This is a genomic window from Streptomyces sp. NPDC033229 (genome assembly GCF_055576875.1).
Genome location: NZ_JBVIQR010000004.1, coordinates 78,539 through 104,190, shown reverse-complemented (window position 1 = coordinate 104,190; position 25,652 = coordinate 78,539). Strand labels below are relative to the sequence as shown.

23 protein-coding genes and 1 pseudogene are annotated in these 25,652 nt (G+C 70.7%); 12 read left to right on the top strand and 12 right to left on the bottom strand.

What is annotated here, in order from left to right:
- Positions 1-173: 173 nt before the first annotated feature.
- Genes ACZ53N_RS05385 through ssd form a run of 3 tightly spaced genes read right to left on the bottom strand, consistent with a single transcriptional unit; the run spans position 174 to position 3,336 of the window.
- Positions 174-1,073: a type II secretion system F family protein gene (locus ACZ53N_RS05385; RefSeq protein WP_469139631.1), complete on the bottom strand. Its 900-nt coding sequence runs from the start codon at positions 1,071-1,073 to the stop codon at positions 174-176.
- Positions 1,070-2,227 (bottom strand): TadA family conjugal transfer-associated ATPase, encoded by a 1,158-nt coding sequence (locus tag ACZ53N_RS05380; RefSeq protein ID WP_469139630.1) that lies wholly within the window; start codon positions 2,225-2,227, stop codon positions 1,070-1,072. The genes ACZ53N_RS05385 and ACZ53N_RS05380 overlap by 4 nt, the downstream gene beginning before the upstream one ends.
- Entirely contained in the window at positions 2,224-3,336 is a 1,113-nt protein-coding gene (ssd, locus tag ACZ53N_RS05375) for a septum site-determining protein Ssd (RefSeq protein WP_469139629.1), read from the bottom strand. The genes ACZ53N_RS05380 and ssd overlap by 4 nt, the downstream gene beginning before the upstream one ends.
- A 448-nt stretch (positions 3,337-3,784) precedes the next feature.
- On the opposite strand from ssd, the gene ACZ53N_RS05370 reads away from it, so the two are divergent.
- The gene (locus tag ACZ53N_RS05370) at positions 3,785-4,627 is read left to right on the top strand and encodes an HAD family hydrolase (RefSeq protein ID WP_469139628.1); all 843 of its coding nucleotides are present in this window, start codon (positions 3,785-3,787) and stop codon (positions 4,625-4,627) included.
- A 437-nt stretch (positions 4,628-5,064) separates the two neighbouring features.
- Here ACZ53N_RS05370 and ACZ53N_RS05365 read toward each other — a convergent pair whose 3' ends face one another.
- Entirely contained in the window at positions 5,065-5,886 is an 822-nt protein-coding gene (locus ACZ53N_RS05365) for a Fic family protein (RefSeq protein ID WP_469139627.1), read from the bottom strand.
- Positions 5,887-5,987: 101 nt separating this feature from the next.
- On the opposite strand from ACZ53N_RS05365, the gene ACZ53N_RS05360 reads away from it, so the two are divergent.
- The 8 genes and pseudogenes from ACZ53N_RS05360 (at position 5,988) to ACZ53N_RS05325 (ending at position 15,979) form a co-directional block, all read left to right on the top strand.
- Positions 5,988-6,980: an ATP-binding protein gene (locus tag ACZ53N_RS05360; protein ID WP_469139626.1), complete on the top strand. Its 993-nt coding sequence runs from the start codon at positions 5,988-5,990 to the stop codon at positions 6,978-6,980.
- 834 nt (positions 6,981-7,814) lie between these two features.
- Positions 7,815-10,115, top strand: coding sequence for a SulP family inorganic anion transporter (locus ACZ53N_RS05355; RefSeq protein WP_469139625.1), 2,301 nt, complete (start codon positions 7,815-7,817; stop codon positions 10,113-10,115).
- Positions 10,116-10,307: 192 nt separating this feature from the next.
- Positions 10,308-12,275: an acetate--CoA ligase gene (gene acs, locus ACZ53N_RS05350; protein ID WP_469139624.1), complete on the top strand. Its 1,968-nt coding sequence runs from the start codon at positions 10,308-10,310 to the stop codon at positions 12,273-12,275.
- A 211-nt stretch (positions 12,276-12,486) separates the two neighbouring features.
- Entirely contained in the window at positions 12,487-13,887 is a 1,401-nt protein-coding gene (nhaA, locus tag ACZ53N_RS05345) for a Na+/H+ antiporter NhaA (RefSeq protein ID WP_469139623.1), read from the top strand.
- A gap of 78 nt (positions 13,888-13,965) precedes the next feature.
- Entirely contained in the window at positions 13,966-14,424 is a 459-nt protein-coding gene (locus tag ACZ53N_RS05340; RefSeq protein ID WP_469139622.1) for a phage holin family protein, read from the top strand.
- Complete coding sequence (locus tag ACZ53N_RS05335; RefSeq protein WP_469139621.1) at positions 14,421-15,419, top strand: alpha/beta fold hydrolase; 999 nt, start codon at positions 14,421-14,423, stop codon at positions 15,417-15,419. The genes ACZ53N_RS05340 and ACZ53N_RS05335 overlap by 4 nt, the downstream gene beginning before the upstream one ends.
- Positions 15,413-15,553 (top strand): annotated as a pseudogene (locus ACZ53N_RS05330) (alpha/beta hydrolase); the annotation flags it as partial. The gene ACZ53N_RS05335 and the pseudogene ACZ53N_RS05330, both read left to right, overlap by 7 nt.
- A 216-nt stretch (positions 15,554-15,769) precedes the next feature.
- Entirely contained in the window at positions 15,770-15,979 is a 210-nt protein-coding gene (locus tag ACZ53N_RS05325; RefSeq protein WP_469139620.1) for a hypothetical protein, read from the top strand.
- Between the two features lie 36 nt (positions 15,980-16,015).
- Here ACZ53N_RS05325 and ACZ53N_RS05320 read toward each other — a convergent pair whose 3' ends face one another.
- The 3 genes from ACZ53N_RS05320 to nth form a co-directional block, all read right to left on the bottom strand.
- The gene (locus ACZ53N_RS05320; RefSeq protein ID WP_469139619.1) at positions 16,016-17,212 is read right to left on the bottom strand and encodes a MarP family serine protease; all 1,197 of its coding nucleotides are present in this window, start codon (positions 17,210-17,212) and stop codon (positions 16,016-16,018) included.
- An 81-nt stretch (positions 17,213-17,293) separates the two neighbouring features.
- Complete coding sequence (locus tag ACZ53N_RS05315) at positions 17,294-17,977, bottom strand: NUDIX hydrolase (RefSeq protein WP_469139618.1); 684 nt, start codon at positions 17,975-17,977, stop codon at positions 17,294-17,296.
- 43 nt (positions 17,978-18,020) lie between these two features.
- Complete coding sequence (gene nth / locus ACZ53N_RS05310; RefSeq protein ID WP_469139819.1) at positions 18,021-18,851, bottom strand: endonuclease III; 831 nt, start codon at positions 18,849-18,851, stop codon at positions 18,021-18,023.
- 397 nt (positions 18,852-19,248) lie between these two features.
- Between nth and ACZ53N_RS05305 the strand changes: the two genes are divergently transcribed.
- Positions 19,249-19,923 carry a Crp/Fnr family transcriptional regulator gene (locus tag ACZ53N_RS05305; RefSeq protein WP_004939715.1) on the top strand — a complete coding sequence of 225 codons (675 nt, stop codon included), beginning with the start codon at positions 19,249-19,251 and terminating at the stop codon, positions 19,921-19,923.
- A 183-nt stretch (positions 19,924-20,106) separates the two neighbouring features.
- Here the strand turns inward: ACZ53N_RS05305 and ACZ53N_RS05300 are convergent, their stop codons facing one another.
- From ACZ53N_RS05300 to ACZ53N_RS05285, 4 genes are all read right to left on the bottom strand, one after another.
- On the bottom strand, positions 20,107-20,937 hold the full coding sequence (locus ACZ53N_RS05300; protein WP_469139617.1) for an MBL fold metallo-hydrolase: 831 nt from the start codon (positions 20,935-20,937) through the stop codon (positions 20,107-20,109).
- Positions 20,934-21,803, bottom strand: coding sequence for an NUDIX hydrolase (locus ACZ53N_RS05295; RefSeq protein ID WP_469139616.1), 870 nt, complete (start codon positions 21,801-21,803; stop codon positions 20,934-20,936). The genes ACZ53N_RS05300 and ACZ53N_RS05295 overlap by 4 nt, the downstream gene beginning before the upstream one ends.
- Before the next feature lie 62 nt (positions 21,804-21,865).
- Positions 21,866-22,330, bottom strand: coding sequence for a RidA family protein (locus ACZ53N_RS05290; RefSeq protein WP_469139615.1), 465 nt, complete (start codon positions 22,328-22,330; stop codon positions 21,866-21,868).
- Positions 22,327-22,485: a DUF4177 domain-containing protein gene (locus ACZ53N_RS05285; RefSeq protein ID WP_003967454.1), complete on the bottom strand. Its 159-nt coding sequence runs from the start codon at positions 22,483-22,485 to the stop codon at positions 22,327-22,329. The genes ACZ53N_RS05290 and ACZ53N_RS05285 overlap by 4 nt, the downstream gene beginning before the upstream one ends.
- Before the next feature lie 72 nt (positions 22,486-22,557).
- On the opposite strand from ACZ53N_RS05285, the gene bagA reads away from it, so the two are divergent.
- Entirely contained in the window at positions 22,558-23,553 is a 996-nt protein-coding gene (bagA, locus tag ACZ53N_RS05280) for an ATPase BagA (protein WP_469139614.1), read from the top strand.
- Positions 23,550-25,004, top strand: a complete 1,455-nt coding sequence (gene bagB, locus ACZ53N_RS05275) for an ATPase BagB (RefSeq protein WP_469139613.1) — start codon at positions 23,550-23,552, stop codon at positions 25,002-25,004. Before bagA ends, bagB begins: the two co-directional genes overlap by 4 nt.
- A gap of 282 nt (positions 25,005-25,286) precedes the next feature.
- Here the strand turns inward: bagB and ACZ53N_RS05270 are convergent, their stop codons facing one another.
- On the bottom strand, positions 25,287-25,622 hold the full coding sequence (locus tag ACZ53N_RS05270) for a WhiB family transcriptional regulator (RefSeq protein WP_184739076.1): 336 nt from the start codon (positions 25,620-25,622) through the stop codon (positions 25,287-25,289).
- Positions 25,623-25,652 lie beyond the last annotated feature (30 nt).

The window sequence follows — 25,652 nt, the reverse complement described above, 5'->3', positions numbered from 1 at the left end:
CCGCAGTCGACCCACCGGCCCGGCCGATTCACTCCCCCTCAGCAACGACACTGCCCGTCGGCGAACCGAGCGGACTCCGCGCGCCCGGCCCGCCCAGCCCAGGGCGATCACCAGGCCCACGCCCCCGGTGGCGATCGAAATAAATATCCCCAGGCTGTGGATAACTTTTTCGCTCACGCCCTCCCACTCCCTTCCACTCCCCCGGCCGCCCGTACGATCCGACCGGTCCACGCGAGCCCCGCGCACTCCAGAACGCCACCGAGCGTCAGACAGCCCAGCCCGGCGGACGTGTGCAGCAGCACCCACAACGGAGCCGCTCCGAGCGCGCTGCCCATCAGCAGGGCGAGCACCGGAAGCACGGCGAGCATCACCGCGGTGGACCTCGTACCGGCCAACTGGGCGTACAGATCCTCCCGTTGGTCCCGCTCGGCACTGAGAGCCGCCGCCACCCGTTCGAGTCCGGCGGCGAGCCCCGCCCCGCCGTCGACCGAGACCTGCCAGCAGGCGGCCACTCCGTTCAACCCCTCGGCCCCCGGCTGCCGCGCCACCTTCCGCAAGGCTTCCGGCACATCGCCGCCGAACCGCGCCGCCGCGGGAACGGCAGACCATGCCGCCCCGAGGTCCACCACCAGCCCCACCAGCGCCTCGCCGGGCTGCTGCCCCGCGCGCAGATCACCCGCGACGACCCCGCACAGGTCGATCACGGCCGACTCACGCCGATCCCGCTCGCGCTTGCGCCGCCGGGTGGCGAGTCCACGTCTCACAAGGGGCACAGCGGCCACCGCGCCGATCAGCGGCAGCATCGACTCGCCCAGCAGCGCTACGGCACAACCGATCGGAAGGCAGAGCAGCTCCCGCTTCTCCCGGCCCCATCGAAACCATCGACCGGCGCGCTCCCCGACCCACGAAAGTGACGCGCCACCGGGCAGCCCTCCTCTGCTGCCGGCGAACAGGGCTCTGGCCCGCCGCGACTCCCGGCCCGGCCGCGTCGAGCTCCAGAGCGAGGCCACCGCGCACAACACCGCCCCGCACACCGGGACCACCGTCTGGGGCGCCGCTACGGAAACGGTCACAGCGCACCACCGCCCCGTTCGCACAGTTCTGCCAGCCGGTCCCAACCCCGTGCCCGCTCGAAGCCGCTCTCGCCCCACACGGCCGCCGGTACGGTCGTCACGAAGCCTCCGGCGTCGCGGTCCAGGACGTGGAGTTCCGCGATCCGCCGCCGACCGCCCCGGTCGCGCGCCAGGTGGACCACGACCGACAGCGCGGCCGCCAACTGGCTGTGCAGCGCCCCGCGGTCGAGCCCCGCAGTCGAACCCAGCGCTTCCAGCCGGGCGGGCACATCCGCCGCCGCGTTGGCGTGGACCGTGCCGCACCCACCCTCATGACCGGTGTTGAGAGCGGCCAACAGATCGGTGACCTCAGGGCCGCGCACCTCGCCGACGACCAATCGGTCCGGCCGCATCCGCAACGCCTGGCGGACCAGGTCCCGCAGGGTGACCAGGCCCGTGCCCTCCTGGTTCGCGGGCCGCGTCTCCAGCCGCACCACATGCGGGTGTTCGGGGCGCAGCTCGGCCGAGTCCTCGGCCAGCACAATGCGCTCGTCCGGCGCGACCAGTCCGAGCAGGGTGGACAGCAAGGTCGTCTTTCCTGACCCCGTGCCGCCGCTGATCAGGAAGGAGAGCCGGGCGTCCACCACGGCTCGCAGCAGGCGCTGCCCGCCGGGCGGCACGGTCCCGGCGGAGACCAGCTCGTCCAGCGCGAAGGCCCGGCGTCGCACCACGCGCAGCGAGAGGCAGGTCGAGCCGACAGCCACCGGGGGCAGCACGGCGTGCAAACGCGTCCCGTCCGGCAGCCGGGCGTCCACCCAGGGCCGGGCGTCGTCGAGTCGGCGTCCGGCGATCGCGGCGAGCCGCTGCGCGAGCCTGCGCACCGCCGCCGCGTCGGGGAAGGACACATCAGCGCGCTCCAGGCCCGCTCCCCGGTCCACCCACACCTGGTCCGGCGCGGTCACCAGGACATCGGTGACCTCAGGCGCGGAGAGCAGGGGCTCGAGCGGCCCGGTGCCGATCAGCTCGGACCGCAGCCGGGACGCGACGCCGAGCACTTCGGCGTCGCCGAGCAGTCGGCCTTCCCGACGCAATGCCTCCGCGACCCGTGCGGGCGTCGGTTCCACCCCGCTCTCCGCCAGCCGCAGGCGTACCGCGTCCAGCAGCTCGGCGCTCATGTCGGCATGCCCGTGCCGTCGGCCGACGTCCGCGCCCAGAATTCCGCGCAGAAGCGCGCCAGCGGTCCGCGCTCGCCGCTCCCCGGTGGCCGGCCGGTGAGCAGGGCGTCCGACAGGCCAGGCTCCGGTGGGAGTTCGCCCGCCAGGGGCAGGCCGAGGAGATTCGAGATCTCTTCGCCCCGCAGCCCCGAGCCGGCCCGCGTACGCGTCACCAGCCGTAGGTCGCTCAGGACCATGCCGACCAGCGAGGCGACCCGGTGTGCGGCCGCGACGGCTCGCAGCTCCGCGGGCACGACCAACAACCCCACGTCCATCTGTTCGAGGGCTTCCACCGCCGCGTCGTCGAGTCGGCGCGGCAGATCCACGATCACCGCCCCGCCTCGTCTGCGGGCCGCGGCCAGCACGGCCCGCATGGCGTCGGACGACACCGCGAGGCAGTCGCCCCGATCCCAGCTGAGGACACGCAGCGAATGCAGCTCGGGCAGCGCTTCCTCCAGCGCCCGCCCGGCCACCCGGCCCCGCGAGTCGGCGAAGGCCGGCCATCGCAGCCCCTCGGCCTTCTCCCCACCGAGCAGCACATCGAGCCCTCCGCCCAGTGGATCGCCGTCGATCAGCATCGTGCGCTGTCCCGCGCGGGCCGCGCCGACCGCCAGCGCGCAGGCGAGCGTGCTCGCCCCGGCGCCGCCCCGTCCGCCGATCACCCCCACCGTGAGCGCCGGGCGGCCCACGCCTTCCGCGGCATCGGCGATCCTGTCGACCAGCCAGCTCTCGCCGTCGGGCAGGAGCACCACATTGCGGGCTCCGATGCCCACCGCGCGCTGCCAGACGCCAGGGTCGTCCTGGTCCCTGCCGACCAGCACCACCCCCTCCCTGCGCAGGGCGCCCCCGAGCCGGGCCGCGCAGTCGTCGCCGACCAGGACCAGTGGCGCGCTCTCCCAGCTCCCCCTCCGCGCGGGCATTGCCTGAGCGACTTCGGGCACGGCCCCGGCTGCGGCGCACAGCCGCAGCAGGTCATCCAACAGCCCCTCGTCCTCCGTGACGACCAGCGGGCCGCCCGGCCTTCCGGCGACGGCGTCCGTCCGCCAATCGGATGTGATGGATCCGGTCACGGTCTCCCCCTCCCACTACGCGCTCTCTTCCGCGAACATCGCGGAACTCGCGGGGAATCACCGTGCATCGAACTGGAAAACCTTGTGGATCTTGGACAAAAACTGTGGACAACTCAACGGTTGTGAATATCCCGCTCACCTATACCGGTGACTTCCGGAGAGCAGCATGGCGATTACGCTGCGTGACGCGTATGAAGGAGGAGAGACCACGGCCGGACGGGCCGAACCAAGGGGAGGAACGCGGGATGAGGGCGCTCAAAATGCATCCGGACATGCGACGACCCCCGCCGGGGGGGAGAGCGGGGGTCGTCCCCACGGCCGACTCGGGGGGGGAGGAGTCGGACCGGGTTAGACACGGTCGCGAACGATCCGTGACTTCCATGGTGTACCCGAGAGCCTTCTCAGGCAAACCCACACGCCTCAGCTTACGCCGAATGGAGGGCGGCCTATGCTCGGCGACGTGGAAAACCACTCGCTCCCTCGGACAGCCGCGTTCTTTGATCTGGACAAGACGGTCATTGCGAAGTCGAGCACGCTCACCTTCAGCAAGTCCTTCTACCAAGGCGGCTTGATCAACAGGCGCGCCGTGTTGCGCACCGCGTACATCCAGTTCGTCTTCCTGGTCGGCGGGGCCGACCACGACCAGATGGAGCGGATGCGCCAGTATCTCTCCGAACTGTGCCGTGGCTGGAATGTCCGGCAGGTGCGGGAGATCGTCGCCGAGACCCTGCACGAACTCATCGATCCGATCATTTACGACGAAGCCGCATCCCTCATCGAGGAGCACCACACCGCCGGACGCGACGTGGTGATCGTCAGCACCTCCGGCGCCGAGGTGGTCGAGCCGATCGGCGAGTTGCTGGGCGCCGACCGCGTCGTCGCCACCCGCATGGTCGTCAAGGACGGCGCCTTCACCGGCGAGGTGGAGTACTACGCCTACGGCCCGACCAAAGCCGAGGCCATCCGCGAGCTCGCAGAGTCGGAGGGCTATGACCTGGCGCGCTGCTACGCCTACAGCGACTCCGCGACCGACATCCCGATGCTGGAATCGATCGGCCACCCGCACGCGGTCAACCCGGACCGCGCACTGCGCCGTGAGGCGATCGCCCGCGACTGGCCGATCCTCACCTTCACCCGCCCGGTACGACTCAAGCAGCGTGTGTCGACCCTGGCGATGCCCTCACGCCCGGCTCTGATGGCGGCGGCCGCGGTCGGCGCCGCCGCTACGGCCGGTCTGGTCTGGTTCGCCAGCCGGCGACGACCGCCCCACGTCCGCATTGACCGGTTTTAGCGCCAAAAGTAAAGAAACCGCGGCTTGGGCTTCCGCTTCCACCACGACAGGAGTAGAAAGGAGTTGACGGCCCGCGAGACCAGGGACATCCGAGAGGATGCCTTTCACGCAGTAGGCCCCACGGACCGAAGCACGAAAGCCGAGCACCCACGCGACGCCGACCCGTCGATTACGGGCCAGCCGCACCAGGTAACGGGCGAAGATCCCGGCCTGATGGGCAAATCTCGTGCACGCATGGTAACTCGGCCGACGTGCCAGCGGCGGTACCAAAGCCTCACCGGTACCGCCGCAACCCTGTCCGCCTCCTGCATATGCCCGGACGGACATCGGCACCGCCCGAGCGCGACCGGGGCACACCCGCACCCTCCGGGCGCATCCGTCTCTGCTCAGCGCGTGCTGACGGAGACTCCCCCGGAGTCGCGTGCGACGGAGAGCCGTCAGGCAGCGCCGCGTTGAAGCGCCTCGCACACGGCCGTGCTCTCCCGCACACCCAGCTCGACAGCACGGGCGCAGTGCGTGATCCAGGCCGCCATACCTTCCGGGGTCCCGGACGCGTAGCCGTCGAGCGCGCCCAAATAAGCCGCGCGCCCCAACTCCGCGTGTCCCACCTCCGACGGACAGATCGACTTGGGGTCCAGTCCACTGCCGATCAGTACGATCCGCTCAGCAGCCCGCGCGACCAGGCCGTTGCACGAGCCGAACGGCCGCAGGGCGAGCAGCTCGCCGTGCACCACCGCCGCTGTCACCAGCGCGGGCGCCTCGCTACCCGCGATCAGCAGCCCGGCCAGCCCTTCGAGCCGACCGGCCACCTCGTCCGCGCCCGGCAGCGCCAGCTCGATCAACGGCTCGTCCACCGGCTCACCCGCTAGCCGCGGGCGCCCCACGGTGTCGTCCGGCCGGGCTCCACCCGCGGCCACCAGGTGCAGCCTGGCCAGCACACGCAGCGGCGACTGCCGCCACACACTCAGCAGTTGCCCCGACTCGGCGGTCAGCCGCAGCGCCGCGCCCACCGTGCGCGGCTCGCCCTCGGCGCCGAAGTCGGACCGTCGGCGCACCTCCTCGAGCGCCCAGTCGGCCCCTGACAGCGCGGCCGACCCCCGGGCGCCACGCAGCGCCGCCTCAGCGGTGACCTCGTTACTGCGGCGGCGCATCACCCGGTGGCCGTACACGCGGTCCACCGCCTTGCGTACGGAGTCCACGGAGTCGGCAACGCCAGGAAGCGAGCCCAGGGCGGCGAGCGGATCGGCTGTCGTACTCATGGGTAAGACAGTACGCACTTCGGCCTCACACCCCTCGAAGGAGTGGTTTTCTTCACTCACATCTCTCACTTTCCGCGCTTGCACACCTACGCTTGGTGAACATGAAGATCGCTTTCGTAGGGAAGGGCGGCAGCGGCAAGACCACGCTGTCCTCACTGTTCATCCGCCATCTCGCCGCCGACCGGGCCCCCGTCATCGCGGTAGACGCCGACATCAATCAACATCTGGGCGCGGCGCTCGGTCTGGACGAGGCGGAGACGGCCGCACTCCCCGCGATGGGCGCACACTTGCCGCTGATCAAGGACTATCTGCGCGGCACGAACCCTCGCATCGCCTCCGCCGAAACCATGATCAAGACGACGCCGCCGGGTGAGGGCTCGCGACTGCTGCGGATCAGCGAGGAGAACCCGATCCTCGAGGCCTGCGCCCGCACCGTACGACTGGACGAAGATGCCGCCGTCCGGCTGATGGCGACCGGCCCCTTCACCGAGTCGGACCTGGGCGTGGCCTGCTACCACTCCAAGGTCGGCGCGGTCGAGCTGTGCCTCAATCACCTTGTCGACGGGCCCGGTGAGTACGTCGTCGTCGACATGACGGCAGGCAGCGACTCCTTCGCCTCCGGGATGTTCACCCGTTTCGACATGACGTTCCTGGTCGCCGAACCGACCCGTAAGGGCGTCTCGGTCTACCGCCAGTACAAGGAGTACGCCCGTGACTTCGGCGTCTGCCTGAAGGTGGTCGGCAACAAGGTGCAGGGCGCCGACGACCTGGACTTCCTGCGCGAGGAGGTCGGCGAGGACCTGCTCACCACGCTGGCCCACTCCGACTGGGTGCGCGCCATGGAGAAGGGCCGGCCACCCCTCTTCGAACTCCTCGAGGGGCCCAACCGCGAGGCGCTGCGCACGCTGCGCGAGGCGGCGGACGGCGCGTACGAGCGGCGCGACTGGCAGCGCTACACCCGCCAGATGGTGCACTTCCACCTGAAGAACGCGGAGAGTTGGGGCAACGCGAAGACAGGCGCCGACCTGGCGGCCCAGGTCGATCCGAGTTTCGTTCTGAACGAGCGACTGTTGGCCGCTCCGCAGCCCGTCTGAACTCACCGATCGGCCGTCCACAGACGGCGGTTGAGGAACTCCCCTGACCAGGGAGCCCGAGAGAGGCCCGGCCGCCGGAATAGGTCTCCGGCGGCCCGCCCGGACGGATGGCCTATCCGTCGAGGAGTTTTCTCACCGTTCGAGGAACGACGGGCGGCGCCCCGCCCGCGATACCGGTCCCTACGCTTCCACTCTTGGCCGACGCTCCCGCATTCCGGATTTCTCCCGTCCACTTCTCGATCGACCAGTCGGCCGGTCCGCCACCGACCCACGGAAGCAAGAGCTGAAATGGGTCCCGTTTTCATCGACTTTCGGCCCGACCCCCGTGGATTGAGCCATAGCCCTCCACGCGCTCAACGCCGGCGAAAACGACCACCAGGTCAGAGCATGTACACGCCATTCACTTGCACGTAACCCCCTCACCTCCCCCAGGTGCCGGATGTTCGGTTTTATGCCAACCGGGGGTGAATTCCGACCCCGGACGGCAAACCCGCGCACCAGCGAGAGAGCAAAGGCCGGACCCTCCCCCGCTTTCTCCGACCGGCCCGAGGCTCCCCACCCTCCGTCCGACGTCCGGCCGCGCCCAACACCGGTGCCGCATGGGTCGATAGAGGTACGAAACGACAAGCACATAGACGCACGGATTCACTCGTTGGGAGGAAGTCGCCTTCCGGCAGCCCTGACGAACTTCCCCGCCTCTTTACTCTGCATTACGATTCGTTTACCGAGAGTTGATAAAAGCCCGCCACCGCAGCCGCTCCCGCCGCTGCACGCCGTGACCACGGCCGCGCCTCCCACCGCGGCCGCGCCGCCCCGACGAAGACGGGAACGCCCATGCACGCTCAGCCGACGCAGACGACTCACCCGACGCCCCCGCCCCGGCCGGACGGCCAGAACTTGCCGGACCGGCGCCCTCGCGGTTGGCGCCAGGACCTCTCCGCCTCCGTGGTCATCTTTCTGATCGCGATCCCGCTCTCACTCGGTATCGCGCTCGCGACGGGCGCGCCGCTCCAGGCGGGGCTGGTCGCGGCAGCGGTCGGCGGGATCGTCGCCGGCCTGCTGGGTGGGGCCCCACTCCAGGTCAGCGGCGCCGCCACCGGTCTGGTGGTCGTCACTGCCGAGCTCGTGCAGCGTTACGGCTGGCGGGCGACGTGCGCGATCACCGCGCTCGCGGGGCTTGCTCAACTCGCCCTCGGCGCAGCCCGAGTGGCCCGTAGCGCGCTGGCCGTCAGCCCGGCCATCGTGCACGGCATGCTCGCCGGCATCGGCGTCACGATCGCGCTCGGCCAGCTGCCCGTCGTGTTGGGCGACCGGCCCAGCATCTCCGCGCTGGAGAACCTCGCGGCGCTGCCCTCGCGTCTGGCGGACCCGCACCCGGCCGCATTGTTGATCGGGGGGATCACGGTGGCCGTGGTGGCGGGCTGGCCCAGGCTGCCCGGCCGGGCCGGACGGTGGGCCCGTACGCTTCCGGCGCCGCTCGCGGCCGTGGCAGCCGCCACCGCGGTCGGTGTCGGCATGGATCTGCCACGGGTCAGCCTTCCCCAGTGGGAATTGCGCGTGCTGCCGGCCCTGCCGGACGGCCCGGTGCTCGGGGTGTTCGCGGCCGTGCTCACCGTCACGCTCGTGGCCAGTATGGAGTCGTTGCTGTCCGCCGTCGCGGTGGACCGCCTGCGTGCCGCGCGGGCGGACGGCGAGCACCCTCCCGCCTCACTGGATCGCGAACTCGCGGGCCAGGGCGCGGCAAACGTGGTGTCCGGGCTGCTCGGCGGGCTGCCGATCGCGGGCGGCGCGATCCGCGGCACGGCCAACGTCAAGGCGGGCGCCGCCACGCGGAAGGCCACGGTCCTGCACGGGGTGTGGGTGCTGGTCTGCGCCGGGCTGCTCAGCACCGTGCTCGAGCTGATCCCACTAGCCGCGCTGGCCGCGCTGGTGATGGCGGTCGGTGTGCGGATGGTGAGCTTCGCACACATCAAGCACGTACAGCGGCACCGCGAATTCCCCATGTACGCGGCGACACTCGGGGCCGTGGTGCTCCTGGGCGTGCTGCAAGGAGTCGCCGTCGGCATCGCGATCGCGGCCTTCCTCTCCCTGCGGCGTCTCGCCCACACCCGTATCACCGTGGACGCGGACAGGGACTGCCACCGGGTGCGCGTCAATGGCCAGTTGACGTTCCTCGCGGTCCCACGGCTGTCCCGGGCGCTCGCGCAGGTGCCCGCCGAGGCCAACGCGGTGGTCGAGCTGGGTGGCTCCTTTATGGACCATGCGGCGTATGACGCGCTGCAAACCTGGTCCCACGCCCATCGGGCAGGTGGCGGATGGGTCACTCTGCGAGGCCGTCACGGCCGGCCCATCGCGGAGCCCGCCAGCACGCACGTGTGCCGCCCCTGGACCCCCTGGCACAACCACCACTGCACCCGCACCCCCGCAGTCGTGCAGCCCGGCATCAAGCACAGCGGTGATCAGCAACTCCTCGGCGGGGTGAGCGCTTTTCAGCGCAATACGGCACCCCTCGTACGGGACGAGCTGGCGCGGCTGGCCCGCGAGGGGCAGACCCCCAGCCAGCTCTTTCTGACCTGCGCCGACTCCCGGCTGGTGACCAGCATGATCACCTCGAGCGGGCCCGGCGATCTCTTCACCGTGCGCAACGTCGGCAATCTGATGCCGCCGCCCGGCAGCGACGGCACATGCGACTCGGTCGGGGCCGCGGTGGAGTACGCGGTCGAGGTACTGAAGGTCGGCAGCATCACCGTGTGCGGGCACTCGGGGTGCGGCGCGATGCAGGCGCTCCTCGACACCTCCGCCCCCGAGCCCGGCGCACCGACCCCGCTCGGCCGCTGGCTCCGGCATGGCCGACCGAGCGTGGCTCGTATGCAGCGCATCGGACGGCTCGGGCGCGGAGAAGTGGCGCTCGCCGACCGGCCCGTGTCCGATGACGTCGAACGGCTCGCCCTCGTCAACGTGCTCCAGCAGCTCGATCACCTCAGGGCCCACGCCTGCGTCGCCCGACGGGTGGCCGAGGGGGCGCTGCGGTTGCAGGGCATGTACTTCCACGTGGCGGAAGCGCAGGCGTATGTGCTGGACGAGCGGTCGCGCACCTTCACCGCGGTCCGCCCGAAAGTTTTGGACGCCGTGTGACGCGTCGCTGCCGGGCGGTGCGAAAGCGGGCCCCCGCGCGTGTCCCCATCCGCCGTCGACCCGTCTGACCTCGTGAAACCCCAATAAAGGACAGGTCTAAACCAATTTTTGTCCACACCCCTTGTCAGGGTGTGCCCCGGGCTGATGAGCTATGGACGGGACGCAACGGGCACCCTGGGAAAGGGAGATGTCGTGAGCAACGAAAGCCTGGCCAACCTCTTGAAGGAGGAGCGCCGCTTCGCACCGCCTGCCGACCTGGCCGCAAAGGCCAATGTCTCGGCGGAGGCGTACGAGGAGGCGAAGGCTGATCGGCTGGGCTTCTGGGCCGCGCAGGCCCGCCGCCTGAGCTGGGAGACCGAGCCGACCGAGACCCTGGACTGGTCGAACCCGCCGTTCGCCAAGTGGTTCGCCGACGGCAAGCTCAATGTGGCGTACAACTGCGTCGACCGCCATGTGGAGAACGGCCTCGGCGACCGCGTGGCCATCCACTTCGAGGGTGAGCCGGGTGACACCCGCTCGATCACCTACGCCGAGTTGCAGCGTGAGGTCTCCAAGGCCGCCAACGCCCTGACCGAGCTCGGCGTCCAGGCCGGGGACCGGGTCGCCATCTACCTGCCGATGATCCCCGAAGCGGTCGTCTCGATGCTGGCCTGCGCCCGGATCGGCGCCCCGCACTCGCTCGTCTTCGGCGGTTTCTCGGCGGACGCCCTCGCGACCCGCATCAAGGACGCGGACGCGCGCGTGGTCATCACCGCCGACGGCGGTTACCGGCGCGGCAAGGCCTCCGCCCTCAAGCCCGCCGTCGACGAGGCCCTGACCCGCCCCGGCACGGAAGACGTCCGCAGCGTCCTCGTCGTCCGCCGCACCGGCCAGGACGACGTCGCCTGGACCGAGGGCCGCGACGTCTGGTGGCACGACCTGGTCGAGCGTCAGTCGGACCGGCACACGCCCCAGGCGTTCGACGCCGAGCACCCGCTGTTCATCCTCTACACCTCGGGCACCACCGGTAAGCCGAAGGGCATCCTGCACACCACCGGCGGCTATCTCACCCAGGCCTCGTACACCCACCACGCCGTCTTCGACCTCAAGCCGGAGACGGACGTCTTCTGGTGCACCGCCGACGTCGGCTGGGTGACCGGCCACTCCTACATCGTCTACGGACCGCTGAGCAACGGCGCGACCGAGGTCCTCTACGAGGGCACCCCGGACAGCCCGCACCAGGGGCGCTGGTGGGAGATCGTCCAGAAGTACGGCGTGACGATCCTCTACACCGCCCCCACCGCGATCCGCGCCGCCATGAAGTGGGGCGACGACATCCCGGCCAAGTTCGACCTGAGCAGCCTGCGGATCCTCGGCTCGGTCGGCGAGCCCATCAACCCCGAGGCCTGGGTCTGGTACCGCAAGCACATCGGTGCCGACAGGACGCCCGTGGTCGACACCTGGTGGCAGACCGAGACCGGCGCCATGATGATCAGTCCGCTGCCGGGGGTCACCGAGACCAAGCCCGGTTCGGCGCAGGTGCCCCTGCCCGGCATCGCGGCGACCGTCGTGGACGACGACGCCAACGAGGTGCCCGACGGGGCCGGCGGCTACCTCGTCCTCACCGAGCCGTGGCCGGCGATGCTCCGCACCATCTGGGGCGACGACCAGCGCTACATCGACACGTACTGGTCGCGCTTCGAGCACAAGTACTTCGCGGGCGACGGCGCCAAGAAGGACGACGACGGCGACATCTGGCTGCTCGGCCGGGTGGATGACGTGATGCTGGTCTCGGGCCACAACATCTCCACCACCGAGGTCGAGTCCGCCCTCGTCTCGCACCCCAAGGTCGCCGAAGCCGCCGTCGTCGGTGCGAACGACCCGCAGACCACCCAGGCCATCTGCGCCTTCGTCATCCTGCGGGGCAACGCCGACGCGGAAGAGGCGGGTCTGGTCGAGGAGCTGCGGGCGCATGTCGCCAAGCAGCTCGGCCCGATCGCCAAGCCGAAGCGGATCCTGCCGGTCGCCGAGCTGCCCAAGACCCGCTCGGGCAAGATCATGCGCCGACTGCTGCGGGACGTCGCCGAGAACCGCACGCTCGGCGATGTGACCACGCTGACCGACTCCTCGGTCATGAGCCTGATCCAGTCCCAGCTCCCCGCCGCGAGCAGCGAGGACTGACCCGGTCCAGCCACTCGACCGCCGCCCGAAGTCGGGCGCGCGGAAGCAGGCAACCGTGAAGGGCACCCGGCGCGACCGGGTGCCCTTCACTCTTTCCGGTTAAGGTAAGTACTCATCGCGTAAAAATCGCGACAAGAATCAAAGGCGCGCCGGGAAGTCTGGTCGGCACACAGCACACGTGTATCCAGTCGCCCCCAGGAGGTCCACCGCCGTGGCCGCGCCCAAGAACCACCGCCGTTCCGTTTTCCTCGGACGGCTGCCGCTGCCCGAGCGCAATTACCTGGCGGAAGCACTCCGCACCGAAACCGTCGGTGGCGTGCTGCTGCTCGTCGCGGCCGTGGCCGCGCTGATCTGGGCGAACACCCCGCTGCGCGACAGCTACGAGACCATCCGCGGCTTCCACCTCGGCCCGGGTGCCCTCGGCCTCGACCTCTCGGTGCAGCACTGGGCCGCAGACGGCCTGCTGGCCGTCTTCTTCTTCGTCGCGGGCATCGAACTCAAGCGCGAGCTGGTCGCCGGCGAGCTGCGCGACCCGAAGGCGGCCGCCCTTCCCGTCATCGCCGCGATCTGCGGCATGGCCGCCCCCGCGCTCGTCTACTTCACCGTCACGAAGACCGGTGGCGGCGCGCTGGACGGCTGGGCCGTGCCCACCGCCACGGACATCGCCTTCGCCCTCGCCGTACTGGCGGTGATCGGAACGGCCCTGCCCTCGGCGCTGCGCGCGTTCCTGTTGACCCTCGCCGTCGTCGACGATCTCTTCGCGATATTGATCATCGCGGTCTTCTTCACCTCGGAGCTCAACTTCGCCGCCCTCGGCTTCGCCGTACTGGGCCTGGCCGTCTTCTGGCTGCTGCTGCGCAAGGGCGTCCGCGGCTGGTACATCTACGTGCCGCTGGCGATCGTCAACTGGGCGCTGATGTACAACAGCGGCGTGCACGCGACCATCGCGGGCGTCGCCATGGGGCTGATGCTGCGCTGCACGCGCCACGAGGGCGAGCGGTACTCCCCCGGTGAGCACATCGAGCACATAGTCCGCCCCCTGTCCGCCGGGCTGGCCGTGCCGCTGTTCGCGCTGTTCTCAGCGGGCGTCGCACTCTCCGGCGGCGCGCTGTCGGATGTCTTCCGCAAGCCCGAGACGCTCGGGGTCGTCCTCGGCCTGGTGGTCGGCAAGGCGATAGGCGTGTTCGGCGGAACATGGCTGGCGGCACGTTTCACGAAGGCCGAGCTGAACCCCGACCTCGAGTGGCCGGATGTGCTGGCCGTCGCCTCACTGGCCGGTATCGGCTTCACCGTTTCCCTGCTGATCGGCGAGCTGGCCTTCGCGGGTGACCAACTTCTGACCGATGAGGTGAAGGCGGCCGTACTCATCGGTTCGCTGATAGCGGCCGTCATCGCGGGCACACTGCTCAAGCTGCGCGACAACAAGTACAAGAAGCTGTGCGCGGATGAGGAGCGGGACGAGGACGAGGACGGAATACCGGACATTTACGAGCAGGGCAACCCGGATTACCACCTCCGGATGGCAGCCATCCACGAAGCGAAGGCCGCAGAACACCGCAGGCTGGCCGAAGTCGCCTCCGGGCACACCACCGGCGACGATGGTCCGGCATGATCTAAGGGTCTTTACATCCGCTGAAGACGCGCCCAAGACCCGCAGATGACGAAGCTGATGAAGATGAGGGAGCAGCCGATGAGCGCAGCCGACGACGGTGCCAACCGCAGCCTCGGCCAGCTGGTGGCGACGGCCACCACCGAGCTGTCCGCGCTGGTGCACGACGAGATCGCACTGGCCAAGGCCGAGCTGCGGCAGGATGCCAAGCGCGTCGGCATCGGCGGCGGTGCGATCGCCGCCGCCGGCACCCTGGCGCTCTTCTCCCTGCCGGTGCTGAGCTTCGCGGCGGCCTACGGGATCCACAATCTGGGTCTCGGGCTCGCCTGGTCCTTCCTGATCGTCGGCGGGGCGTTCCTGGTGATCGCGGCGCTTCTCGGGCTGCTGGCGGTGGCCAAGTTCAAGAAGGTCAGCAAGCCGGAGAAGAGCATCGCCTCGGCCAAGGAAACGGCGGCCGTGCTGGGCACGGTCAAGCCGCACCCGCGTCCGCTGGTCGGCACGAGCCAGGCGGACGCATCTGTGACACGCTCGTCCGTATGACGGTGCCCGATACTTCCGCAGCGCCCGCGTCCCCCGAACCCGACTCACCGGTCTTCCCGCCCGCGCCCACCGGCTCCGCGTCCTCGCCCACGGCGGTCGTACGCCCCGACGGGCCCTGGACCCACCGGGAGGTCGCGGCCAACGGTGCGCGCTTCCATATCGCCGAGATGGGCGAGGGGCCGCTGGTGCTGCTGTTGCACGGCTTTCCGCAGTTCTGGTGGACGTGGCGGCACCAGCTGCCGGCGCTCGCGGACGCGGGGTTCCGGGCGGTGGCGATGGACCTGCGCGGTGTGGGTGGCAGCGACCGGACGCCCCGGGGTTACGACCCGGCGAATCTCGCCCTCGACATCACCGGCGTGATCCGCTCCCTCGGCGAGCCGGACGCCGCGCTGGTCGGCCATGATCTGGGCGGCTATCTGGCATGGACGGCGGCCGTGATGCGGCCGAAGCTGGTGCGGCGGCTCGTGGTGTCCTCGATGCCGCACCCGCGCCGCTGGCGCTCGTCGATGCTCGCCGACCTCAAGCAGAGCGCGGCGGGCTCGTACATCTGGGGCTTCCAGCGCCCCTGGTTGCCGGAGCGCCAGCTCGTCGCGGACGACGCCGCACTGGTGGGCCGGCTGATCCGCGAGTGGTCGGGGCCCCGGCTGCCGGACGACGAAGCGGTCGACACCTACCGGCGGGCCATGTCGATCCCCTCGACGGCCCACTGCTCGATCGAGCCGTACCGATGGATGGTGCGGTCGATGGCACGCCCGGACGGCCTCCAGTTCAACCGCCGCATGAAGCGGCCGGTGCGGGTGCCGACACTGCACCTGCACGGATCCCTCGATCCAGTGATGCGCACCCGCAGCGCGGCGGGCTCCGGGGAGTACGTGGAGGCCCCGTACCGCTGGCGGCTGTTCGACGGGCTCGGACACTTCCCGCATGAGGAGGATCCGGTGGCGTACTCGACTGAGCTCATCAATTGGCTCAAGGACCCCGAACCGGACCGCTAGCCACCACAGCAGAGGGCCGGGCCGGGGGTCCGGGGGTTGCCCCCCCCGGGAGACACAGCCCGCATGAGGAGGATCCGGTGGCGTACTCGACGGAGCTCATCAACTGGCTCAAGGACCCCGAACCGGACCGCTAGCCACCACAGCAGAGGGCCGGGCCGGGGGTCCGGGGGTTGCCCCCCTTCCCGGGAACAGCGGGTCCCCCGAGCCGCCCCGTCGGCCCCTCTCGCCCCGGGCTCACCCTCGAACACATGGGAACACCTGTCCGTCGAATGGCCAATTGCCCGGCGCATAGGCCAATTGACGGACCCCCAGGCGATTACAGACCTTTGGGGCCGGGCACAGACCTCGGTATGGGCTGGACGCACGACTACCGTGATGTGACGCAGCAGCGCGGCGCCGAGGGCGATGCCGCGCTGGCCGTGACGGAGGCATCCGAGAGCGCGATGCGGGGTGATCACGGGCCGGAGGCCTGTCATGACCCCCACCTCGGCATTCCGCGCATCATCCGCCGCCGCGCCCGATGGGTGTCGGCGCGGCTGCGCCATCCACGCGGCCGCTGACCACTCCCGGACCGCTCCGGACCGGCAACCACCGCCTCAGAGCGCGCAGCCCTGGCTGTCCGCCCTCCCCGTGGCCGTGCTGCCGACGACGGCGTCCTCACGCACCTCGTCCGCCGTCAGGGCGTAGCCGGTGTCCGCGTCGTCCAGCGACTTCGCGAAGACCACGCCGTAGACCCTGCCGTCCGGGGTGAGCAGCGGGCCGCCGGAGTTGCCCTGGCGGACCGTGGTGAAGAGGGAGTACACATCACGCCGGACATTGCCGCGGTGGTAGATGTCCGGTCCGTTGGCCTGGACGCGGCTTCGGACGCGGGCGGCGCGCACGTCGTACGAGCCGTTCTCGGGGAAGCCCGCGACGATGGCGCTCTTGCCGCTTTCCGCGTCGTCCCGGGCGAAGCGCAGCACGGGCGCGTCGAGTGACGGCACGTCGAGGACGGCGATGTCACGCTTCCAGTCGTAGAGGACGACGGTCGCGTCGTAGCGTCGGCCCTGGCCGCCGATCTGCACGGTCGGCTCGTCGACGCCGCCGACGACGTGGGCGTTGGTCATCACCCGGTGCGGTGCGAAGACGAAGCCGGTGCCTTCCAGGACCTTGCCGCAGCTGGGCGCGGTGCCCACGACCTTGACGATGCTGCGCTGGGCCGCCGTGGCGACGGGGCTGCCGGCGAGCCTGGGGTCGGGTGCGGGAACGGAGGTGATGGGCTCGTTGGAGAAGGGCGCGAAGACCTGCGGGAACCCGTTCTGGGAGAGGGCCGTGCTGAAGTCGGCGAACCAGGTGTTGGCCTGGGCCGGAACCACCCGGGCGACGCCCAGCAGCACCTTGGAGTTCCGGACCTCCTTGCCGAGGGTGGGCAGGGAGGTGCCGGCGAGGGCGGAGCCGATCAGCCAGGCCACCAGCAGCATCGCGGCGACATTGACGAGTGCGCCGCCCGCCGCGTCCAGTGCGCGCGCGGGCGACCAGGTGATGTGGCGGCGGAGCTTACTGCCGAGGTGGGTGGTGGCGGCCTGGCCCACCGAGGCACAGACGATGACGATCACGACGGCCGCGATGGCGGCCGCCGTGCCCGGTGCGGCCTCGGTGGCGCTGTCCCAGATCACCGGGAGGAGGTAGACGGCGACCAGGCCGCCGCCGAGGAAGCCGATCACCGACAGCACGCCGACGACGAAGCCCTGGCGGTAGCCGACGACCGCGAACCACACGGCGGCGAGCAGCAGCACGATGTCCAGCACGTTCACCGAAAAATGCCTCGCATTGAAGGGGCCGGCGCGGTCGTCGGCCTCGGGTCGGGTGGCTCGCAGGCCACCGTCTCACGCGGATCAGCCCTGCCAGTCCAAGGAGACCTCGCGCTCGCGGTCCCAGGGGCGCTCCCAGCCCGCGTAGTGCAGGATCCGGTCGATCACCCCGGCGGTGAACCCCCAGACCATCGCGCCGCCGACGCGGAAGGCCGGACCCCGGTGACCGCTCGGGTGGACGGCCATCGCCCGGTTCCCCGGGTCGGTGAGCTCGGTGACCGGGACCGTGAACACTCTGGCCGTCTCCGCCTGGTCGACCGCGCCGACCGGGCTGGGCTCGCGCCACCAACCGAGCACCGGCGTCACGACGAAACCACTCACAGGGATGTAGAGCTGCGGCAGGACCCCGAAGATCTGCACACCGGACGCGTCGAGGCCGGTCTCCTCCTCGGCCTCGCGCAGCGCGGCCCGCAGCAGTCCGTCACCGGCCGGGTCGCCGTCCTCCGGATCGAGCGCGCCGCCGGGGAACGACGGCTGGCCCGCGTGCGAGCGCAACGTCCCGGCCCGCTCCAGGAGCAGCAGCTCGGGCCCCTGCTCACCCTCGCCGAAGAGCACCAGCACGGCGGACTGCCGACCGCCCGTCTCCGGCGGCAGGAAGCGGCTCAGCTGGTGCGGCTCGATCGTCCTCGAAGCCTGGGCCACGGGTGCGAGCCACTCGGGCAGCCCCTCGGAGGTGATGGCGGTCCCACCGCCGTACGTGCTCGTCATGCCTGTCCCCTCGGCGTGTGTGCGGTCACTGGTGGGCCTGCGGTCACTCGGCTCCCAGTGGACGGCCCGGCAGGCCCGGGTAGTCGGGCGGAGGCTTGAGCCGCTGACCGGGCTGGCCGCCCTTCTCGTACTTGAGCAGCTTCCGTGCCTTCTCGGGGTCCGTCTCGCCCTCCCCGTAGGAAGGACACAGTGGCGCGATCGGGCAGGCGCCGCAGGCGGGCTTGCGGGAGTGGCAGATGCGCCGGCCGTGGAAGATCACGCGGTGCGAGAGCATCGTCCAGTCGCTCTTCGGGAAGAGCGAGCAGATTTCCGCCTCGACCTTCTCCGGGTCCTGCTGGTCCGTCCACTTCCAGCGCCGGACGAGTCGCCCGAAGTGCGTGTCGACGGTGATCCCGGGCATACCGAAGGCGTTGCCCAGCACCACATGGGCGGTCTTTCTGCCCACGCCGGGCAGGGACACCAGGTCTTCTATGCGCCCCGGCACCTCGTCGTCGAAGCGCTCGTGCAGCGCGGCGGAGATACCGAGCAGGGACCTGGCCTTGGCGCGGAAGAAGCCCGTCGGCCGGATGAGCTGCTCCAGCGTCTCGGGGTCGGCCGCCGCCATGTCCTCCGGCGTGGGGTAGGCCGCGAAGAGGGCGGGAGTCGTCTGGTTGACCCGCAGATCCGTGGTCTGGGCGGAGAGCACGGTGGCTACCAGCAGCTGGAACGGGTTCTCGAAGTCCAGCTCGGGGTGGGCGTACGGATAGACCTCGGCGAGCTCGCGATTGATACGACGCGCCCGGCGGACGAGCGCGGTCCGGGACTCCGGCTTCGCCGGTTTGGCGGCAGCGGCCTTCACTGATCTCCTGGAGGTGGGCACGGAGCCGGATCCGATGGCGGAACCAGTCGGTCCGGAGGCGGAGCCCGAGGCAGGAGCGGCGATGGATCCGTCGGCCTCGCCGATCTTCGCGGCCGCATCGCCACCTGGCGGTTTGGGCCCGGTCGCGGCATTCGTCTTCTTCGCGGACACACGTTCGCCCACAGCGGAATCGCGGGCCGGGATCACCCTCCCGGTCCCCCTGCCCTGTGCTCTCACCGGCGTATTGGACACCCGGCCAGACTAGAGCCCGGCACTGACATCCGCCCCGGCCGCAGGAAAACCGCAGCCCAATCGGACCCCTGCCGTAGGGCTTCGGTCGACGATGCGCCACACTTGTGTTTGATCACACAGTTTTACCGACGGGCATCATGGGGACCACGGTCCTCTGTGCATGTCGACAAGGAGAGAACTCGTGGACGACGTTCTGCGGCGCGCCCCGCTTTTCGCGGCGCTCGATGACGAGCAGGCCGCTGAGCTGCGCGCCTCCATGGGCGAGGTCACCCTCGCGAGGGGCGACGCCCTGTTCCACGAAGGGGACCCCGGCGACCGGCTCTACGTGGTGACCGAGGGCAAGGTGAAGCTCCACCGCACCTCCCCCGACGGCCGCGAGAACATGCTGGCCGTCCTGGGCCCGGGCGAGCTGATCGGTGAGCTGTCGCTCTTCGACCCCGGCCCGCGCACGGCCACCGCCACCGCCCTGACCGAGGTCAAGCTCCTCGGCCTCGGCCACGGTGACCTCCAGCCCTGGCTCAACGCCCGCCCGGAGGTGGCCACCGCCCTGCTGCGCGCGGTCGCCCGCCGACTGCGGCGCACCAACGACTCGATGTCGGACCTGGTCTTCTCCGACGTCCCCGGCCGTGTCGCGAAGGCTCTCCTCGACCTGTCCCGCCGTTTCGGCGTCCAGTCCGAAGAGGGCATCCACGTCGTGCACGACCTCACCCAGGAGGAGCTGGCCCAGCTGGTCGGTGCGTCCCGGGAGACCGTCAACAAGGCGCTCGCGGACTTCGCGGGCCGCGGCTGGCTCCGCTTGGAGGCCCGTGCCGTGATCCTCCTGGACGTGGAGCGGCTCGCCAAGCGCTCCCGCTGACCCGGGGGCGTTCGTACGCACACTCGTAAAAGCCCCTGCCGCCCGCTCAGGCGTGCGGCAGGGGCTTTCGCGTACCCGGGAGCCACCGGGCGCCCGTCGGGCCCTCAGATCAACCTGTACGCCGCCGGAGCTCTGCCCTGTGGTTCATGGGCAGGTCCGATGGCCCGTTCGGCTCCGGCTCGGTCAGATCAGCCCGTGCTCGCCGAGGTAGTCCAATTGCGCCCGCACCGAGAGTTCCGCCGCGGGCCACAGCGAGCGGTCGACGTCCGCGTAGACATGGGCGACGACCTCCTCCGGGGTGCCGTGACCGTTCTCGACCGCGGTCTCGACCTGGGCGAGGCGCTTGGCGCGGTGGGCCAGGTAGTACTCGATGGCGCCCCGGGCGTCGTCGAGCACGGGCCCGTGGCCGGGTAGCACCGTGACCACGTCCTCGTCGACCGCGAGCGAGCGCAGTCGGCGCAGCGAGTCCAGGTAGTCGCCGAGCCGCCCGTCGGGGTGGGCGACGACCGTGGTGCCGCGTCCCAGGACGGTGTCCCCCGTGAGGACCGCCCGGTCGGCGGGCAGGTGGAAGCACAGGGAGTCGGCGGTGTGCCCCGGAGTGGACAGGACGTGCAGCTCCAGGCCGCCCGTGGTGATGACATCGCCCACGCCGAGTCCCTCGCCGCCGAGGCGCAGCGCGGGATCCAGCGCCCGTACGGACGTACCGGTCAGCTCGGCGAAGCGCCCGGCGCCGTCCGAGTGGTCGGGGTGACCGTGGCTGAGCAGCGTCAGCGCGATGCGCTTGCCCGCCGACTCGGCCGTGGCGATGACGGCCCGCAGGTGGGTGTCGTCCAGCGGCCCCGGGTCGATGACGACGGCCAGGTCGGAGTCGGGTTCGGAGACGATCCAGGTATTGGTGCCGTCGAGCGTCATGGCGGACGGGTTGGAAGCCAGCACGCAGACCGCGCGGGCGGTCGCGGGGCCGCCGATGGCGCCCTCGCGCGGCTTGCCGGGAAGAGCTGCTGCGAACGTCATGCGTCGGCCCCTGAGGAGATGTGTTTGGTGAATTCGTCGTGTCCCGGCCAGCTCAACACGATCTCGCCCTCGACGAGGCGGGCTTGCGCGAGCACGGGTGTGAGGTCCGCCTCGCGCGCCGCCGTCAGGACTTCGGCGACGGTCCCGTACGGCAGGAGCGCGCGCAGCGTGGAGATGGTCGGCGGCATCATCAGCAGCTCGCCCCGGTCGTAGCCGGCGGCCGCGTCGGCAGGGGCGGCCCAGACGGTATGGTCCGCCTCCGTGGACGCGTTGCGGGTGCGCTGGCCCTCGGGGAGCGCCGCGACGAAGAACCAGGTGTCATAGCGGCGCGGTTCGAACTTCGGGGTGATCCAGCGCGCCCAGCCCCCGAGGAGATCGCTGCGCAGCACCAGACCGCGCCGGTCGAGGAAGTCCGCGAAGGACAGCTCGCGGGTGACGAGCGCCGCCCGGTCGGCCTCCCAGTCGGCGCCGGTGGTGTCCGCGACGACCGACTCCGGCGTCGGGCCCGCCAGCAGCACGCCCGCTTCCTCGAAGGTCTCGCGGACGGCGGCGCAGACGATGGCCTGGGCGGTGGCGGCGTCGACGCCGAGACGGCGGGCCCACTCGGTGCGTGAGGGCCCGGCCCAGGGCACGTCCCGCTCGTCACGGGGGTCCACGGAACCCCCCGGATACGCGTACGCGCCTCCGGCGAAAGCCATGGAGGCGCGTCTGCGCAGCATATGAACGGTCGGGCCGCCGGTGGTGTCACGCACCAGCAGTACGGTCGCGGCGCGGCGGGGCGCTGCGGGCTGGAACTCCCCGCGGGTGAGCGCTCTGATCCGGTCCGGCCACTCCGGCGGGTACCACTGGCCGTTCGAAGTCGACATGGCCGGATGCTATGCGCTCACGCGCGGATGTTCGAGGGGACCGCTCGGGACCCCTCCCGCGGTCAGTCCCGTACTTCCACCAGGATCTCGACCTCGACCGGCGCGTCCAGCGGCAGCACCGTGACGCCGACTGCGGAGCGCGCGTGCACGCCCTTGTCGCCCAGGACCTCGCCCAGCAGCTCACTGGCGCCGTTGAGGACACCCGGCTGTGCGGTGAAGTCCGGGGCGGAGGCGACGAAGCCCACGACCTTGACCACGCGCACGATCTTGTCGAGGTCGCCGACGACCGACTTCACGGCGGCCAGGGCGTTGAGCGCGCAGACGGCCGCCAGCTCCTTGGCCTGCTCCGCGCTGACCTCGGCGCCGACCTTGCCGGTCGCGGGCACGGAGCCCTTGACCATGGGCAGCTGACCGGCGGTGTAGACGTAGTCACCCGTCCGCACGGCGGGCTGGTACGCGGCCAGCGGCGGCACGACGTCCGGCAGGGTCAGGCCCAGCTCGGCGAGCCGGGCCTCGACGGCGCTCACGCCTTTTCCCGCTTGAGGTAGGCCACCAGCTGCTCGGGGTTGTTCGGCCCCGGCACGACCTGGACGAGCTCCCAGCCGTCCTCGCCCCAGGTGTCCAGAATCTGCTTGGTCGCATGGACGAGCAGCGGCACAGTCGCGTATTCCCACTTGGTCATGGGCCCGACTGTAATGCCTCACACCGACAGCCTCGTGCGTAGCCCGCTCGGGGACTGGTTAGGCTCCGAATCATGAGCAGGCTCCATGTCGTAAGCGGCAAGGGCGGCACCGGCAAGACCACGGTCGCCGCTGCCCTCGCGCTCGCCCTCGCCGCCGAGGGCAAGCGCACCCTGCTGGTCGAGGTCGAAGGCAGACAGGGCATCGCGCAGCTCTTCGAGACGGAGGCGCTGCCCTATGAGGAACGCAAGATCGCGGTAGCGCCGGGTGGCGGGGGCGAGGTCTTCGCGCTCGCCATCGACGCCGAGCGCGCGCTCCTGGACTACCTCCAGATGTTCTACAAGCTCGGCAGCGCCGGGCGGGCGCTGAAGAAGCTCGGCGCGATCGATTTCGCGACAACCATCGCGCCCGGACTGCGGGACGTCCTGCTGACGGGCAAGGCGTGCGAGGCGGTGCGCCGCAAGGACCGCCTGGGCAACTTCGTCTACGACCACGTCGTCATGGACGCCCCGCCCACCGGCCGCATCACCCGCTTCCTCAACGTCAACGACGAGGTGGCGGGGCTGGCCCGGATCGGCCCGATCCACCATCAGGCGCAGGCCGTCATGCGGGTGCTGAAGTCCCCGGAGACGGCGGTGCACCTGGTGACGCTGCTGGAGGAGATGCCCGTCCAGGAGACCGTCGACGGCATCGCCGAACTGCGCGCCGCGAAGCTGCCGGTGGGCAGCGTGGTGATCAATATGGTGCGGCCGGAAATACTCGACGCGGCATCCGTCGACGTCGCCGCCAATGGTCGGCGCGCGGCCGTGGCGCGAGCGCTGTCGGAGGCCTTGGCCCAGACCGGGTTCGCCGCGGCGGACCGTGCCGGCCTCGTCGAGCAGCTGGTCGACCCGCTGGTCGAGCAGGCCCGCGAGCACACCGAACGGGTCGCCCTGGAGCGACGCGGCCGCGCCGAGATATCCGGGCTCGGCCTCCCCACATACGAACTGGAACTGCTCGGCGACGGCGTGCATCTGGCGGGTCTGTACCGCATGGCACGCGAACTGCGGAAGCAAGGAGTGGCTCGGTGACTGTCACCGCAGGGGACGCGGCCACGGCGGGGGCGGCCGGCGCTTGGGCGAACGGCCTCGACCCGGCGTCCGTCCTCGACATCGACCCGGTCCTGGACAACCCCCGCACCCGCATCGTGGTGTGCTGCGGTTCGGGCGGCGTCGGCAAGACCACGACCGCCGCCGCGCTGGGCGTACGGGCCGCCGAGCGCGGCCGGAAGGTCGTCGTCCTCACCATCGACCCGGCCCGTCGGCTGGCCCAGTCGATGGGCATCGACGAACTCGACAACGTGCCCCGCCCAGTAACCGGAATTGACACCTCCGCCGGTGGCGAACTGCACGCCATGATGCTCGACATGAAGCGGACGTTCGACGAGATCGTCGAGACGCATGCCGACAAGGAGCGCGCCCGGGCGATCCTGGAGAACCCCTTCTACCAGTCCCTGTCGGCCGGCTTCGCCGGTACGCAGGAGTACATGGCCATGGAGAAGCTCGGCCAGCTGCGCGCCCGCGACGAGTGGGACCTGATCGTCGTCGACACCCCGCCGAGCCGCTCCGCGCTCGACTTCCTCGACGCGCCGAGCCGCCTGGGGTCCTTCCTGGACGGGAAGTTCATCAAGGTCCTGATGACGCCGGCGAAGATCGGCGGCCGGGCCGGGATGAAGTTCCTGGGCGTCGGCATGTCGATGATGAGCGGCCCGCTCAACAAGCTGATGGGGGGACAGCTCCTGCGGGACGTACAGACCTTCGTCTCCGCCATGGACACCATGTTCGGAGGCTTCCGTACCCGCGCGGACGCCACCTACCGGCTGCTCCAGGCCCCCGGCACGGCTTTCCTGGTCGTCGCCGCCCCGGAGCGGGACGCCCTCCGGGAAGCGGCCTACTTCGTCGAACGGCTGGCCGCCGAACGGATGCCGCTGGCCGGGCTCGTACTGAACCGGGTCCACGGCAGCGGGGCGGCCCGACTCTCGGCCGAGCGGGCCCTGGCCGCCGCGCAGGCCCTGGCGGACGGCTCGGGAGTCTCGCGCACCCCGGATTCCTCAGAAAATCTTGATGGCGTCGGCATTGTGGATCGAGACAGCGGGCAGACTGGGTCACGTACCGCCGATGACCCCGGCACCCGCACTCCCTCCGACACCTCCTCTCCCGGGAGCGGCTCCCCCCAGCCCGCGCCCTCTGGAGACCCCGCACCACCCGCGCCGTCCACGGACTCCACCGCGCGCCTCACCGCGGGACTGCTGCGCCTGCACGCCGAGCGCATACAGGTCCTCACCCGTGAGCGTCGTACGCGCGACCGCTTCACTTCGCTGCACCCCGAGGTCCCTGTGGCCGAGGTGGCTGCCCTGCCCGGAGATGTACACGATCTGGCAGGCCTGCGGGCGATCGGTGAACGTCTCGCGGTCCAGTCGGCCCGGCACGACGCCGCCCCTGCAGAGGCCACCGCCGACGGCAAGGACACCAAGAGCCTGTAGGAGAAAGCCCCTAGGGCACGTCAGGAGATCCCTAGGGCACGGCGGCGCTCAGAGCGCCGTGAGAAACACGCAGCGAGAAGCGCGGACGCGCCCCGGTACCGAGTCGGCACGGCACCGGCATCGTCGGCACCGGACGACTGCCCGGGTGCCACCACGCGCGACGTCACCGCTGACGACAGCCCGACGTCACCGCTCGACGTCACCGAAGAACGTCGGCGTGCGCGCAATCGCGACCGACGCCGGTACCTCCATGGGCACGGGCACCGGCACAGGCGCCGTCGGCTACCCGACGGCGGCGTACTCGTCGTACTCCTCGTCGCCCAGCGGCAGGATTCCGGAACCGCGCTCGTACTCCGTACGGGCCGTCTCCAGGAGCCGGCGCCACGACGTGACCGTGGGCCGACGGCGCAGCAGCGCCCGCCGCTCGCGCTCGGTCATCCCACCCCACACGCCGAACTCCACACGGTTGTCCAGCGCGTCGGCCAGACACTCCGTACGCACCGGACACCCGGTGCAGACCGCCTTGGCCCTGTTCTGCGCTGCGCCCTGAACGAATAGTTCATCCGGATCGGTAGTGCGGCAGGCTGCCTGCGCACTCCAGTCGGTTACCCAGCTCATGCTGGCGCCGTCCTCTCCCGAATCGAGGCT

What these genes read in the sequence shown, in the direction of transcription:
- ACZ53N_RS05380 (WP_469139630.1), bottom strand. Translation starts at nt 2,227, where the DNA reads ATGAGCGCCGAGCTGCTGGACGCGGTACGCCTGCGGCTGGCGGAGAGC.
- ACZ53N_RS05370 (WP_469139628.1), top strand. Translation starts at nt 3,785, where the DNA reads ATGCTCGGCGACGTGGAAAACCACTCGCTCCCTCGGACAGCCGCGTTC.
- ACZ53N_RS05365 (WP_469139627.1), bottom strand. Translation starts at nt 5,886, where the DNA reads ATGAGTACGACAGCCGATCCGCTCGCCGCCCTGGGCTCGCTTCCTGGC.
- ACZ53N_RS05360 (WP_469139626.1), top strand. Translation starts at nt 5,988, where the DNA reads ATGAAGATCGCTTTCGTAGGGAAGGGCGGCAGCGGCAAGACCACGCTG.
- ACZ53N_RS05355 (WP_469139625.1), top strand. Translation starts at nt 7,815, where the DNA reads ATGCACGCTCAGCCGACGCAGACGACTCACCCGACGCCCCCGCCCCGG.
- ACZ53N_RS05340 (WP_469139622.1), top strand. Translation starts at nt 13,966, where the DNA reads ATGAGCGCAGCCGACGACGGTGCCAACCGCAGCCTCGGCCAGCTGGTG.
- ACZ53N_RS05335 (WP_469139621.1), top strand. Translation starts at nt 14,421, where the DNA reads ATGACGGTGCCCGATACTTCCGCAGCGCCCGCGTCCCCCGAACCCGAC.
- ACZ53N_RS05325 (WP_469139620.1), top strand. Translation starts at nt 15,770, where the DNA reads ATGGGCTGGACGCACGACTACCGTGATGTGACGCAGCAGCGCGGCGCC.
- ACZ53N_RS05315 (WP_469139618.1), bottom strand. Translation starts at nt 17,977, where the DNA reads ATGACGAGCACGTACGGCGGTGGGACCGCCATCACCTCCGAGGGGCTG.
- ACZ53N_RS05300 (WP_469139617.1), bottom strand. Translation starts at nt 20,937, where the DNA reads ATGACGTTCGCAGCAGCTCTTCCCGGCAAGCCGCGCGAGGGCGCCATC.
- ACZ53N_RS05295 (WP_469139616.1), bottom strand. Translation starts at nt 21,803, where the DNA reads ATGTCGACTTCGAACGGCCAGTGGTACCCGCCGGAGTGGCCGGACCGG.
- ACZ53N_RS05285 (WP_003967454.1), bottom strand. Translation starts at nt 22,485, where the DNA reads ATGACCAAGTGGGAATACGCGACTGTGCCGCTGCTCGTCCATGCGACC.
- bagA (WP_469139614.1), top strand. Translation starts at nt 22,558, where the DNA reads ATGAGCAGGCTCCATGTCGTAAGCGGCAAGGGCGGCACCGGCAAGACC.
- ACZ53N_RS05270 (WP_184739076.1), bottom strand. Translation starts at nt 25,622, where the DNA reads ATGAGCTGGGTAACCGACTGGAGTGCGCAGGCAGCCTGCCGCACTACC.